Here is a 14,648-nt window from a genome sequence, read left to right as displayed (position 1 = left end):
TCTGTTGCTCCGGAATAACTCAAGTAACAGACGGGGTCAACGGAAGTGAGTGTGACTCTTGCATGTCTTGCAAAGTGGTTCCATTGCAAACGGTTACATCATTTACTGACAAGGGATTGGAAGCGTGGTATGCTTCCTGCACCCGCATCGGGATTGAACAGCGATGCCACTTTCTGCTTCCCCGCCCAACGTCTTTCGCTTTGGCTTGTATGAGGTGGATTGCGCCCAGGAAGTTCTCTTGCGCAATGGAATGCGGGTCAGGATTCAGAGTCAGTCCTTCCGGGTTCTTGCAATGCTGCTCAAGCGGCGCGGCGAAATTGTGACCCGGAACGAAATGAAGGAGACCCTCTGGCCTGACGGGACCCATGTGGATTTCGATGGCAGTCTGAATGTGATCCTGAAGAGGTTGCGTGCGGCCATCGATGACGACTCTGACAATCCAAGATTCATAGAGACGGTGCCAAGGCGAGGATACCGCTTCATCGCTCCGGTTGTCGCAACTCCTATTGCGGCAGCGATCACGTCTCTGGCATCCGCGGAAGCGCCGGCGGCCGTCACTGAGATGCAACCCGTCACAAAACTTCCGGTGGGCGCTCCGAGCCGTTTCAGCATCCCCAGGTGGGCGATGAGTTCCGCGGCAGCACTTCTTCTGGTAGGGGCCGGCTATGGGGCTATGTATCGCTACGAGAGCCAGCGGACGCGGATTGCATCGATTTCTGCCCACGAGAGAACGGTGCCGGTTTCTGTGCGCCCTTCGCTGGCGGTTCTGGGTTTTGAAAATAATTCAGGCAAGCAGGAAGATGCGTGGCTTTCGGCGGCTTTCTCCGAAATGTTCGCAACGGAACTCTCCGGGGACGGGCAAGTGCGGCTGGCTCCGGGGCAGGATGTTGAGAACCTGCGCGGCACAAACCCTTGGCCACAGTCCTTTTCGCTCGACCAGCAGACAACCGCGAAGATCGGTTCCGCGCTCAATAGCGACTGGCTCGTGCTCGGCTCTTTCACCGCACTTGGGCATACCGAGCCAGGCAGCCTGCGCCTTGACGTGTGTCTCCAGAGAGCGGCAACGGGACAGATCGTTTCGGAGTTTTCACAAGTAGGAACCGAGCGCGACATCTTTGATCTGGTCTCGAAGGCAGGGGATCGGCTACGTGAACATCTGGGTGTGACGCGGATGGAGGAGCGCGACGTCGCCAACGTGCTTTCGGCGATGCCTCTCTCCCCGGACGCAACGCGCTTTTATGCACTGGGTGTGATGAAGCTGCGACAGTATGACGCCCTAGGTGCGCGCGATCTTCTGGAGCAGGCCGTTCGAGTCGACCCCAAGTTCTCACTTGCACATGCCATGCTGGCGCGCGCGTGGAGCCAACTCGGATATGGCCAAAAGAGCAGTCACGAGGTGAAGGCGGCACTCGATCTCTCGACGGATCTGCCGCAGCAGTTGCGCATGATGGTGCAGGCACAGTATTTCGCAAGCATCGGGCATCTGGAACAGGTTGCGTCCATTGACCGCGCGTTGTTCGAACTCTATCCCGACAATTTGGACTATGGTCTCAACCTGGCATCTGTTGAAGTGGAGAGTGGTCACGCCAGCGAAGCCAGGGACGTGCTGGCACGGCTTCGCAAGATGCCTGCCCTTATCGCAGACGATCCCCGGATCGATCTTGCCGCAGCCGCCTCAGACGAAAACAAAGATCAGGCGCTTGCCCTCCTGAGGAGCGGTGCCGCGAAGGCAGCTGCACAGGGTAAACGGGTTCTCTATGCCCAGGCCCGCCGCGACGAGTGCATGCGTTTGCTGTATGGGGACCATCCGGATCAAGGTCCAGCCGCCTGCAACGAGGCTTACAAGGTGTTTCTTGCCGTGGGCGATCGTGCCGGCGCTGCCGATTCACTTCGACTGTTGGGGGATGGTGAAGGTGCGCAAGGTCACTCCGCAGAAGCGATCGCCACCTATCGGCGTGCCCTTGCATACACTGAGGACCTGGGTGAGCACGAAAAGACGGGCGCCATTCTCAACAACATGGCGATCGTTCTGACCAACCAGGGAAAACTCGACGAGGCGGAAAAGATGTACCAAGACGCCAGGAAGCACTTTGAGGCGGCAGGGAATATCGCCAATATGGTGACGGCGCTGGTGAATATCGCCGATATCGCTTATCTGCGGGGCAAGCTCGATTCCGCCGAGAAGCTCTACAGGCAGAGTCTTGAGCTGGAGTCAAAGCTTGATCCCAGTAATCCGGGTTATCTCTTGAGTCGGCTCGCTGATCTCGAACTTGCCGAAGGTCGCGTCAAGGAAGCGCAGCTCGATGCCACCACTGCGAAAGACACTCTGAAGGCGACAGGCGGGTCCCAGTATTACACGGCCGCGATGAACGAACTTGGCTACGCGCTGAAAGCGGAGGGCCGGCTCGCCGATGCCCGTTCGATCTTCGACGAGGCGCTTGCGATCAGGAAAAAGATGGGAGAGAACGGCCTGGTGGCGGAAGAGCAAACCGAGATCGCGGAGCTGCTGCTCGACCAGAGATCGCCGGATCAGGCCGAGCCGCTCATTCGCAGTGCGCTGGCGGAATTCGAAAAGGAGAGTGCCGATCCAGCTGCGTCGGCCGCATACGTCCTGCTCAGCCGCGCGCTATTGGAAGAAGGAAAACTCGAGGATGCTGAGCAGATGGTGAAGCGCGGATCCACTCTCAGCATCTCAAGTCCGGATCCAGCGCTGCGCCTGCCGGCCGCAATCCAGAGCGCACGGGTGGAAGTTGCGGCTGCTTTCGCACGCGCGCGCGACGGCAAGGCTGCGATGCCTGCCCTGCAAAAGCTCAAGGTGGTCGCGATTACAGCAAAGCGGCTGGGATATTTCGATCTCGAGTGCGAGGCGAGGCTGGCGCTGGGCGAGGCTTCGATGGCAATGAATGCGCCCGCCGGACGGATGGAGCTCTCTACGCTTGCCGACGAAGCTCGTGGCAAGGGGTACATGCTTGTTGCCCAGAAAGCCGAACTGCTCGGCAAGGTATCTGTCGAGCAGGTCGCAAGCAGGCAGTGACCCGCGACGTTCCTCCCGTCGCGAAGCGCCGAGTCAGCACGTGGACTAAGCACATGGAAACCCAACCACTTATCGTGTCAGTTTCGTTTCACCCTGGATTCCTTTGATTCAAAGGCGATCCTGCGCTATTCAAGGCTTCGACAGAGAGCCTTGTGCCGCATGCACCCCCCGCCACAGATTCGAGTTCATTTCACAACCAGCGGGACAGTTGCGACCCCGGGGCAAACTCACCGACCTGCCTGGCAGTCGGCCTGCGTGTCTCTGAATCGACTGCGCCCCGTGGAGGCAAACATGAAGCGATTAATGAAACTGATCCCAACCGTCTGCCTGGCCCTTCTCGGCTCGGCGATTGCATTGGCGCAACAGGCGCAGAAGCCTCTCACGAACGAGGACGTCATCAAGATGGTGCACAATAGCCTTCCGGAGTCGGTGATCATCGCCTCCATTCGCAGTAGCGGAGGAAGACTGGACACGTCTCCCGACGCCCTCATTGCGCTGCATAATGCGGGTGTCACGGCTGCGGAGATGGACGCGATCATGGCCGCAACCGGCGGGTCCACACAAAGCCACGCAAGCGAAACCGCGGGAGCGGGGGCAACGGCGCAGGAGGCGAACAAGTCCTCGCCGCTCGTGGTTGCCTACGCCGATGGCAAATCCTGGCGTGAGCTGCCGCTCGAGAAGACGTCGCTTGCGCAGACGAAGACCAAACCTACATCGCTCGGCGCCCTCAGCTCGGATGCCGTCCTTGCCCAATCGATGCAGGTGGGCATTTACACGACGTCGGCCGATATCGCTATGCATACTGGCTCATACGTGGGCAGCTCGGCGGTGATGGGGGCTGGCGGTGTTTTTTCCTCGGTGATGGCACAGCGAAAGCCCGAGGTGACGTACGTCTGGGGCGTCTCTCAATCCTCTTCAAAAAACGTTGTGCCCAATGCGATGCCGACGTTCTCGGTGACCTTCGACAGCGCACGCAGGGTAAATCCAGAGGACTTCGAGCCGGTGATTCTGAAGCTCACTCCGGCGCAGAATTCCTGCCGCATTGTTGGTGCGACGCGGGGCAAGGCTGAAGCGGACGGCACGCCCGCGGGTGACTGGCAAATGTACTCGCACTTTATGGAGGATCGGGTCTCGCTCAAATCGCAGAAGCTTGGGACGGGCAAGTACCAGATTACGCCGGAAGCGCAGCTTGAGCCGGGTGAGTATGCCGTCGCGCTGCGACCAGTATCGAAAGACAAGAAGTTTTCGGGCGGTGACATCGCACGCGCCCAGGGGGAAGGTCTTCTGTTTGACGCGATCTGGACCTTCCGCATCGAGTGAGCCGAAACAGCGGCGAAGGAGCATTAGAAAAACTCCCTGGGAACTTTGCATTGAGGAGTTAGAGCTCATGAAATCGAGATCGAGTCGCCTGGCATTTGCTTTCCTTGTTGTTGCCTGTATCGCAGCACTTCCCCTTACGGGTTGCAGGTCACACAAAGATGCATCACAGCCCGCATCTGCCGCATCGACAGCATCAACGCCCCGCGCATCCACGGGATCGGCGGCCGCGCCGCTCCAGAAGGGTTCCGGTTACGCACACGTCACGTATCGGCCGAACGTTCGCATCATGGAACAGGATCAAGGCAAGAAGGCCCTCATTGGCGTCTCAACGAACGAAGCCAGCCTTCTGTTTGACGGCTCGAACGAGATGGCGCGCGCTCTCAAAGCAGGCGATGTGCTGATGATCAAGGGCCTGCTGGCTCGGGTGGTGCTCGGCGTCGAGCAGACACCCGATGGAGTGATGGTACTGACACAGCAGGCGGCGCTGACCGATCTGATCCAGAACGGCGAGATTCACGTCCAGGTACCGGTGCGTTTCACTACGTCGAACGCAATGCTCCATCGGCCCGATCCGGGATTCTTTTCCACGCTGCCCGATCTCATTGCGCCTCCCCTCTACGCACAGAGTCCCGAGAACGCAATGGCGGACCAGGCGCGAGCCCAAGGCAACATGGACGCATACAAAGGACTGTTGAAGGGCGCGGTTCACTCCATCATCGACGGGTGGAATACCAGCTATCAATCGACACCCGCCGATGGACGGACAAATCTCGATCTGCAGTTGACGCGAAGCGAAGCTGGCTTTGTTGCTTCGATAACAGGGAAGGGCTCGGTTTCAGACTTTGATTTCGACTCGACCATCGGTGTGCAGCAAAGCAAGATTCAGCAGATGAAGACTGCCTTCAACAACCTGACCGGGGAGATGACGTTTAACTGGGCCGTTGCCAAGGATTCACCTGGCGTGATGGCAGAAGAGAGTCGCATCAAGCTTCCAGGTGTCGTGGACGTTCCGTTATCGGAGTTTCTAGAGGGCTTGCCGCTCTATCTCGAGGTCAGCGGCGCAATCATGATCCACCCCGCCATCACAGGCGGCAAGGAGATCACAAAGGGATCGTTCCGCGTAACCTACAGCGCCAATCAGAGTTTCGTTGTTTCCTCCGGCAGTGTGGAATCGGGCGGCGATATCAACGGCGATATCAACCTTGGCGATCACCAGGATATTTCTCCCACGGCACCACTGGGCATGCTCGTGGCCGTCGCTGCGCCGCGCATTGAACTTACGCTGGGCCTGAACAAGATCTACGACAAGAGCGACATCAAAAAGGCCGCCGATATCGTTGACAAGATCGCCGATCAGGTCGCGAAACATCTGTTCAGCCCCGAGAAATACCAACAATACCAGCAGAATGGATTCCACCTGGGAAACACTTTTGCGAACGCGTTGAAGACGGACGGCGCCGTGTACTTTCAGGTGATCGGAACATCAGCTTCAAGCTTCACTGGCTTTTCCGCGATCAGCCCGTGTTCCCGCTACGACCTGAACATTGTGGCGGGCGTGGGCGCCTCTGCCGAGGCGTGGGGGCAGTCCATCGGCTCGGTGAACAAGGAGATCTACCGCAAGGCGATTACCAAGATCGACCCACCAGGCATGCGGCTTTGCGAGGATATTAGCTCGCAATCGGGCCAGTGAAGAAATTATGTCCGCTGCAAACCGCGGATGATTCAACCCCGTGGCTCCCCGGAATAGCCCCGTGATCGGGCGGAGCAAAAACCTCGCCACTTAGAGAGTGAGCGGTGCGCGAAATGAGAAGGAATGGAGGCGAAATAGTCGAGATGAATTCAAGAGTTGGTCCGTTGGCAGTGGTTCTATTCGGTTTTGTGATGTTCGGCGCTGGGCTGGCACACGCAGGCCCGCCAGGTGGAGTGCCGAGAGGCGGCAAGCCCGCTCGAGCAGCCCAGAGCGGTGCGCCGGCAAGCGGTTGCGCACTGCTTCCTCTCTCCTTGGTAGAAGAAGTGATCGGCTCCAAATTCCACGATCCTTCTGAAAGCAAGGCGATGCCGGCGTATAGCGGGGCGTGGGGCTCAAATTGCGAGTTTAGCCGGATGGAGCCGTTCCCGCAGGGTCAGGATACGAGAGTGGATTTCATGGTTTTTGTCGAGGCATCGGCTGCGGAAGCTAAGACAACTTTCCAGAAGGCCGCTGTCTTCTTCACAGATCATTCGAAGCCGGCGCCCTCGGGGCTCGGAGATTCTGCATACTGGGGCGTAAGCGATCCGGACGAGCCCACGATTCATGTGTTGAAAGGCAAAGTCCATTTTCAGCTCGGAATGATGTATCCACCTGATAAAACGAAACTGTTGCACCTCGCTGCCGCTTTGGCGGGGCGGCTCTGAGTAGAACGTGCGGCTGGTTCACGAGTGGATTGTTTGCGAAGCCGGAGCCCTGAATGTCACGCATCTCTTGTATCCGTGGCTTGCATCTCGAAAACTGTAAGCCGGTTCCTCGGTTCTAACGGATCGCAGATGTTCGCTTAAAGCTTATGTGACGTTGGAGCAGTACGGCGGCAGCGCCCCGTAATCGCGCCGCTTCACCATCTGACAAAATCGCAATCCTGGGCTGTGCGCCCCCCACCAGGCGCCTCGTAAGTTCAGCGTTGATGATCGGCCCCACAACATCCCAGCGAAGCGTAATGTCACCGACAAAGAGAATCAGCTCCGGGTTGAAGACCGCTGTCACAACGCGCAGTCCTCGCCCGATCCATTCGGCTTGTCGATTCAACGCCGCGCGCGCTGCCTCATCCCCACTCGCCTCCAGATTCATAAGTTCCTGGATTGTTGGAGCGCCTTTGCCCTTCATCTCCTCCTGCAGGTAACGCAACGCCGCTCGGGAGGAGGCAAACATCTCCCAGCAACCGACCTGCCCGCAAGCACATCTCGGGCCGGAGTCGGAGACGGGTACGTGACCAAACTCCCCTGCCAGTCCGTCCGCACCTTCCATCAGCGATCCATTCACAAGCGCTGCTGCTCCAACGCCCTCTGAGATCGTGATCAGGACCGCGCTCTGGATGCCCTCCATGTGTCCAAACCACACCTCGGAAAGCAGGCAGGCATTGGCTGCGTTCTCGAGTTCGACCTGAATCTTCAGAGCCTTCCGCAGCGTTCCACGGATATCGAAACCCACCCACGGAAGATTCGGAGCCCACGCCAACTTCTGCGTGATCTTGTTAACCCGGCCCGCCAAACTGATTCCCGCCCCTTCCCATGTCTTCCCGCGGAAATGGGATTGAAGATGTCGCATGCCTTCTGCGACGAGATCGACACCCTGTTTCGGGTCCGCAATAATCGGAACCATTGTCCGGTCAAGGAATTTGCCATTCAGGTCGACGACTGCCAGGATCGCCTTCGTCGGGCGGATGTCGCCGACAAGAAGCAGAAGGTCGTCGTTCATCGTCAACATGGTTGGACGGCGGCCGCGCTCCGTCTTGACCACGGACCCTTCACGTACCCATCGCTCCTCGATGAGGCCATCCACGATCGAAGAGATCGTCGAGCGCTGCAGCCCGGACTTGCGAGCGATTTCTACCCGCGAAATCGGTTGATTACGCCGCAAAACTTCGAGCACAAGGTCGCGGTTATTATCCCGGATCGGTGAACCGCCCTGAGCCCGCCGGGGACCACCATCCTTCGAATTCACTTTACCCCGCCCAATATGACCATTCACTTCAAACGATCTCGTAGGGGTGACGTTGATGACGCGTGAGCAGACTCGCTGCAATGTCGTCGCCGACGATGGTCTCGGTCACCGGATCCCAGTGGATGTGGTGGTTCGTCTTCATCGCGATCCAGTGAAGCAGGCACGTCGAACAGGCACGGTGGCCAATCTCAGCCGGCGCGGTCGGCGCCTTGCGCGAGCGGATGCAATCGAGCCAGTTTCCATGCTGGTCGTCGGAGGTGTAGGGATGAAACTCGTTCGGACCGATCTCTGAGTCCAGAATCCTGGGATCGCTTGCGCGCAGCGGCACGATCTGCGCCGGCTTATCGGTAGACGAGGCAGTCGGTGTGGTCATGCCGTCGCGACATACGAAAATCCACCCCTTGTCGCCGATCCACTTGATGCCGTTTTCAAAATCGCCGGAGATGGTCATCACCACGCCATTTGCATACCGGCCGTAAGTCTTAAACGGACCATGCACGTCCCACAGACCCTCTTTCGGAAACTCCGCGTTTCCCCAAATCTCGACTGGCCCGGTAAGCTCTGTATCCATGCCCCAATGAGCGGTGTCGACGTGATGCGCGCCCCACCCCGTAATCATGCCCGCGCCGAACTGCTCCAGGCGCAACCATCCAGGACGCGAGAAATCTTTGGTGGGCATCACGCGATCCAGCGTGTACGGCACCTCTGGAGTCGAACCCAACCACGCGTCGTAATTGAAACCGGCGGGAACGGGCATCGGTGCGGGATTGCCGCCTGCGGGATCGCCGGGCAATCCGATTTCAACCTGCTTCACTGTGCCGATACCGCCGTTGCGCACAAGCGCAACCGCGCGGGCAAATTGCTTCCACGAGCGCTGCTGCGAGCCAATCTGAACAATACGGCCGCTCGCTTTCACGTGGTCGGCCATGATGCGGCCTTCGCGAATGGTGAGGGACGCGGGCTTCTGCAGATACACATCTTTGCCTGCCTTCACCGCGGCGACAGCCAATCGCGCGTGCTGATGATCTGGCGTCGAGATCAGCACCGCATCGATCTCCCTGTTTGCGAGAAGCTCTCTGAAATCCGAGTAGCCTTTGGTGCCGACGTAAGACTTGCCGAGCTTCTCGGCATACGTCTTGTCGACAAACTGCTTGCCCAGCTCGACGCGCTCTTCACTCAAATCGCAGACAGCCAGGATGCGGTTGTCCCGGCCCGGGGCACCGGCGAACTGCATGACGCCGGGCATATCGTGCCCGTGCGAGATGCGCCCCACGCCAATCGCACCGATGCTGATCCTGTTGGACGGAGCGGTCGCTCCAAACACAGTCTTAGGCACGATGGTTGGGAAACCGGCAACAACGCTCCCCGCAATCGATGCCTTGACAAAGTCTCTGCGTGACGCACTCATGTGTTTCTCCCTGGAAACAATCGGCCCCGGCTTTCCCAGTCAAGGTGAGTTCGGGCCGCGTGCATTTGTGCCTTGATCGAAAGCTCGGCAGCGAGAAGGCACTGCGCCTGGTCCTGGGCCGTGTGGGTTCGATTGACGATGTCGCTGACGAATTGAGGACCAAACGGAAGTGTCAGATTGTTACAGTCGATGTACCTGGCTTCATTCTGATCGACGATAAACAGATTGTTGCCTTGCTTGCTCACCGCAACATTTGTGTATTTTCGAAGTTCGATATAGCCCTCTGTACCGAGGATGAAGAGCCTTCCGTCGCCCCATGTGCCGAGTCCGTAGGGCGTGAACCAATCGAGGCGCACGTATCCGAAGCCGTTATTCCCGCGCAACATCATGTCACCAAAATCCTGAAACTCAGGATGGTTCGGGTGACGGACATTGGCAATCTGGGACGCAACAACCTCTGCCTGCGTTGAGCCCGTGTAATACAGGAATTGATCCACCTGGTGCGAGCCGATGTCGCAGAGAATCCCACCGAACTGAACATCTTTCCAGAACCAGGCCGGACGGCCGTCGATCGAGCCTGCACTTCCTGCATCGCTGCCCGGCCGTTGACGAATCTGGTGAGGCGCGATGTTGATGGTCTGGATCACATGGCCGATTGCGCCGGCTTGAATCAGTTCTCCTGCCTTGACGGCCGCCTTCACCTCAAGCCGTTCCGAATACATGATCGCGTAAATGCGTCCGGTCGATGCGATCGCCTCGCGTACTTCCTTGAGTTGTTCGAGCGTGGTGATGCCGGGCTTGTCAGAAAGAAAATCCTTGCCGGCCTTCATGCAGCGAACGCCCAGGGGCGCGCGCTCGTTGGCAATCTGGGAGCTCAACACCAGCTGGATCGACGCATCGTGCACAATTTCCTCTTGTGTCGAAGCGACCGCGACGTCTGGATAGCGCTTCTGAAATGCTGCGAGAAGATCGGGCTCGAGTCCCCAGACTTTGACCAGAACGCCGCCACCGCGTTTGACCGCCTCAGTCATACCGTAGATGTGCGGATGACTGATGCCACAGGCGGCGAATTTGATGGAATAGCGCGGAGACGCATCTTCCGATAAAGGGAGCACTTCCTCTCTCGCCCTTGCCGGGGAAGCTAGCGGAGAGCCTGAAGAAGTAAATGAAGGAAGAGCGGAGACCATGCCTGCAACAGAGACATTCCGCAGAAAATCGCGCCGAGCAATAAAGGATTCAGCCATGAGAGAACTCGCGATGAGGGATCGAAGGCGGCGGCGTCAAGAGAAGGTCCGACGAACGCCAACCTGTGATGAGGGAGAAACCACGCCTTTGATCTCTCCCCCAAGTGAACGATTTATAAAAAACCAGCCGACGGATGAATCGATAATTTGATTTCGCTCCGTCAGAAGTTCATCTTCAGCGCAAGCTGAATGATGCGTGAGTCCGCGCTTGTGGCCACGTTGCCTGCGCTCGTCCCGATCGTCGACCGAATACTGCCAAAAGCGCTGTTGGATACGGTCACATTGGGGTCAGACCATTGTGGGTGGTTGAAGAGGTTGAAGAACTCACCTCGGAACTGGAAGCTAAGTCTTTCGTGTGATGGTACCGGATAGAAGTTCTTGATCAGGCCAGTGTCCACTTCCCAGAGATTCGGGCCACGCCACGTACCTTTGCCGGCGGTCCCATAGGTTCCCAGTGCTGGCAACGCAAACAGGCTTGTATTAAGCCACGGGGTACAGGCAAAGAACTTTCCTGGGGTCCCGGCAGGACACGCAGTCGGTGATCCCCTGCTGCCGACTTCGCCCGCGGGGCCAACGTAATCCGCGCGATCCTGATTGTTTCCGGACTGAGATTGGTCCTTTCCAGCGAGGATGGTGAGTGGATCGCCGGAGCTGAAAGTATAAATGCCGGTCCATTGCCATCCACCAACAACGTTGCGGACCAACCCATTGGATCCGCTGAAGCTCGGCAGATTCCACACGTACGATGCCACCACGTGATGTCTGCGGTCATAGGTTGATGGTCCGGTTTCAAAAGCGTGCTGCCTCGGATCGTAAAAGGACATACCGGAGCCGATGCTCGATCCGACATCCGTGATCCCGCCATTCTCTGCCAATCCATAGTCGTTCGCATGGGAGTACGTGTAGTTGGCAAGCAGAGTGATCCGGCTCAGGATGCCGCTTCCGCTTCCGGCCGCACGCTTCTCCAGATCGAACTGAAGACCGTTATAGGCATCGGCGCCAGTGTTGCGATTCTGGTAAATGGTGCCAAACGGCTGATACGGCCGTGTCGCCTGTTCCTTGACGCCGGGGGTATAGACTGCAGGATTTAGATTCACATCCTGCCGGAGATGGGTTCCGCGCGTTCCCACGTAGGACGCGTGGGCCACTGTATCAGCGCGCAATTGGCGTTCGAAGGTGATGTTCCAGTCGTAGATTTCAGGGCTCACCCATTTAACTCCCGGCTGCAAGCCATAGAGTTGCGGGTTGGCCACAAAGGTTGCGTCCTTGGGAGCCGTCGCCAGGGTAAAGCGCTGTGGGAAGCCAGCGCCGTAGAAGTCCGGATAATTCACGGTGGGATTGGAGAGTGGACCGATCTGTGAAGCTCCGGTGAGCGAATCGTTCAGGTCGATGCGGAGGCTGAAGGGCGCGGAAATCGCCGCGTCATTCAGGAACAGACCCGGCAGCCGCGAATAGTAGAAGAGCCCACCGCCTCCGCGAACGACCGTCTTGCCCGTTCCTGTCAGGTCCCATGCCGCTCCGACGCGCGGAGCGAAATTGTTGAGGTCGCCCGTTTCCCCGCGATCGGGGATGGCGATATTGTTGTACTTGTCGCCGATAAAGAACAACCCCGCAGGTGCGGAAGGAATGACGCTCGATTGAACGCCTGCAGCATATGCATCCGGGCGGAACTGTTCGATGCGCCCACGAATCTCCTTCATGACCTGCTGAGGTTCCCAGCGCACTCCATAATCCAGCGTGAGCCGCGGCGAAATCTTCCATTTGTCGTTGGCGAAGAAGCCCAGAGGGTTTTCGCGTGAGTCGGACCAATCTCCTGAGGTTTGGCTGAATTGGTGCTCATAGCCCAGCACAAAGCTGGCGAGGGACAGATTCGTGACGCTGGCATCGAAGTTGAAGCTGCCATCCTCCAGATCGGTATTCCGGATGGTCGATTGATCCAGTTCCAGATCGAAGCCGAAACTGAGGTTGTGCTTGCCTTTGTTCCAGCTGAGTTGGTCTCGAACGTCACCAGTATTCCGGATGAATTTCGCGTCATTGAAACTGCCGAGGGTAAACGCGCCGGAGACGGCGAAGTTCCGGATGCCGCTCTGCGCTTTGGGCAATTGCCACACGCTCGATCCAAAGTCGGTCATATCCGGTACATTGCCACCCGGGCCGCCTTGCTGGCCCCGGTCTGAGGCCGAGCGCACAGCATCGAGAACGATGCTGTTGACCAGTCTCGGTGAGATGACCCATGTGTAGCCTACTGCCCAGTTCTGCGTCTGCACCGTCGAGCCTGGGCCCGCGGTTAGCAGGTTCTTCCCGTCATAGGTCGGAGCGTGATGGTACTTGTTCAGATAGAGCCGGCCAAACAACCGATCCTGTCCACGAAAAACCTGGTCGACACGCGCGATGTACTCATCGAAGTTTTCCTGGATCGGAGTGGAAAACGTGACCGCACCGCTCGTAGACCCTGCCGCTGGAATTGGAAGCAGCGTAGCCATTTTTTGCGCCACCGGATCGATTGGGCCAATCGAGGCGTTACTGGCATAGGCAGCGTGCGTGAACGGATTCTTGATCGTGGTCGTCGGATTCGTTAAAGAAAAATCCCCGTTCATGTTGTCGGCAGTCGGAACAATCGCGTTGGTGGCATTGTTCTTGCTACGGATGATCGTCTTCTGCCACCCGAAAAACATAAACGTGGTGTTCTTGTGGATCGGACCACCAACCGTGGCGCCAAACTGGTTGCGCTTCAGGGGATCCACCGTGGGCGCAAAATAGTTGCGGGCATTGAAGTAGCCATTGCGGACAAACTCGAAGAGATCACCGTGCCACTGGTTCGTTCCTGATTTCGTGACCACGTTTACCACGGCGCCGGCGTTATTCCCGTACTGCGCGTCGAAGCTGTTGGTCTGCACGCTGAACTCCTGCAATGCATCAGGAAACGGGAAGGGCAGGTTCACGTTACTCATCAGGTCTTCGTTGTTCCCGCCGTCTAGGTTGTACCCAATCTGGTCTGGACGTGCCCCGTTCACCGCGATCGCCTCTTCGCCCGGTATCTGTTTGGTGTCTCCCTGTAACGCGCCCGAGTTGTTGGCGACAGCATTGGTCGTTCCCGGCACCAGCAGCGTCAGATCGGCCGCGTTTCGGCCGTTCAAAGGCAGGTCGCTCACCCGCGAGCTCTCAATTACCTGGCTGAGTTCCTGGCTCACTGTGTTGACCTGAACGCTCGATTCCTCGACCGTGACCTGTTGACTGGCTTCACCGACCTGCAGACGAATATCCAAATCACGAATCTGATCGGCGAGCAGGGAAACATCCTGAACATATTTCTTGAATCCCTGCGCTTCGACCGACACGGTGTAAGCGCCAGGAGGAATGGAGGTAACGTTGAACTGGCCGGTGCCATTGGTCACAATCGTGCGGGTGGTCGATGTGTCCTTTTGCGTCACCGTGACCTTTGCGCCGGGTAGTACAGCGCCCGTTGAGTCGGTAACCGTTCCTGCAATCGCGACGTTGCCGCCCCCCTGGGCGAGTGCTCCGGACAAGAATGTCAGGATTCCGAGAAGAATCCCCATCCGAACGATCCACTTACGGTGAGTGGTATCTGCCGTAGACCTATGCTGCATATTTTGGCCTCCCTTTCTCTTGCGACTTTTGCCGATAATCTGCTTTTGTTCGAGGAATGAACTAATAGCCGCGAAGTCTACTTCCCCCGCAAGTCTCCTGTCAACGGTTTTGTATGAGTAGGCTCACGCGGCGAATCCATCGGAAATCAAGAGCGGGGCGAAGCTTCTCCCCGGGGGTCCGAAGGGAATGTACTTCGCGGCTTTCGAAGTCTCGAATCGCGTCTGCTGGTTTGCCTTGAAACTCGGAAATCGCGAACGCACGACAACCCATCTCGCGAGGTGCTCAAGGGGTGACACGCGCCGACTTGCAGCACGTGTCTATTTCCCGAAGGATCACGGC

Annotated in this window: 8 protein-coding genes; 4 read left to right on the top strand and 4 right to left on the bottom strand. The window is 58.0% G+C overall.

What is annotated here, in order from left to right; all coding sequences use genetic code 11:
* Positions 1–163 precede the first annotated feature (163 nt).
* The 4 genes from WCA10_RS09085 (at position 164) to WCA10_RS09070 (ending at position 6,748) form a co-directional block, all read left to right on the top strand.
* Complete coding sequence (locus tag WCA10_RS09085; RefSeq protein WP_472822187.1) at positions 164–3,034, top strand: tetratricopeptide repeat protein; 2,871 nt, start codon at positions 164–166, stop codon at positions 3,032–3,034.
* A gap of 291 nt (positions 3,035–3,325) precedes the next feature.
* On the top strand, positions 3,326–4,354 hold the full coding sequence (locus WCA10_RS09080) for a hypothetical protein (RefSeq protein WP_472822186.1): 1,029 nt from the start codon (positions 3,326–3,328) through the stop codon (positions 4,352–4,354).
* Between the two features lie 67 nt (positions 4,355–4,421).
* Complete coding sequence (locus WCA10_RS09075; RefSeq protein WP_472822185.1) at positions 4,422–6,044, top strand: hypothetical protein; 1,623 nt, start codon at positions 4,422–4,424, stop codon at positions 6,042–6,044.
* A 143-nt stretch (positions 6,045–6,187) separates the two neighbouring features.
* Positions 6,188–6,748 (top strand): hypothetical protein, encoded by a 561-nt coding sequence (locus WCA10_RS09070; protein WP_472822184.1) that lies wholly within the window; start codon positions 6,188–6,190, stop codon positions 6,746–6,748.
* Between the two features lie 115 nt (positions 6,749–6,863).
* Here the strand turns inward: WCA10_RS09070 and WCA10_RS09065 are convergent, their stop codons facing one another.
* The 4 genes from WCA10_RS09065 to WCA10_RS09050 form a co-directional block, all read right to left on the bottom strand.
* Positions 6,864–8,048: an ROK family transcriptional regulator gene (locus WCA10_RS09065; protein WP_472822183.1), complete on the bottom strand. Its 1,185-nt coding sequence runs from the start codon at positions 8,046–8,048 to the stop codon at positions 6,864–6,866.
* 28 nt (positions 8,049–8,076) lie between these two features.
* Positions 8,077–9,456: a Gfo/Idh/MocA family protein gene (locus WCA10_RS09060; RefSeq protein WP_472822182.1), complete on the bottom strand. Its 1,380-nt coding sequence runs from the start codon at positions 9,454–9,456 to the stop codon at positions 8,077–8,079.
* Entirely contained in the window at positions 9,453–10,571 is a 1,119-nt protein-coding gene (locus WCA10_RS09055; protein ID WP_472822181.1) for a Gfo/Idh/MocA family protein, read from the bottom strand. Before WCA10_RS09055 ends, WCA10_RS09060 begins: the two co-directional genes overlap by 4 nt.
* 290 nt (positions 10,572–10,861) lie before the next feature.
* Positions 10,862–14,257, bottom strand: coding sequence for a TonB-dependent receptor (locus WCA10_RS09050; protein ID WP_472822180.1), 3,396 nt, complete (start codon positions 14,255–14,257; stop codon positions 10,862–10,864).
* Between the last annotated feature and the right edge of the window lie 391 nt (positions 14,258–14,648).

The sequence above is a fragment of the Occallatibacter sp. genome (assembly GCF_049582745.1).
GTDB lineage: Bacteria > Acidobacteriota > Terriglobia > Terriglobales > Acidobacteriaceae > Telmatobacter.
Note: the sequence above shows the minus strand (reverse complement) of the source record. Positions and strands in the feature narration are given on the sequence as shown.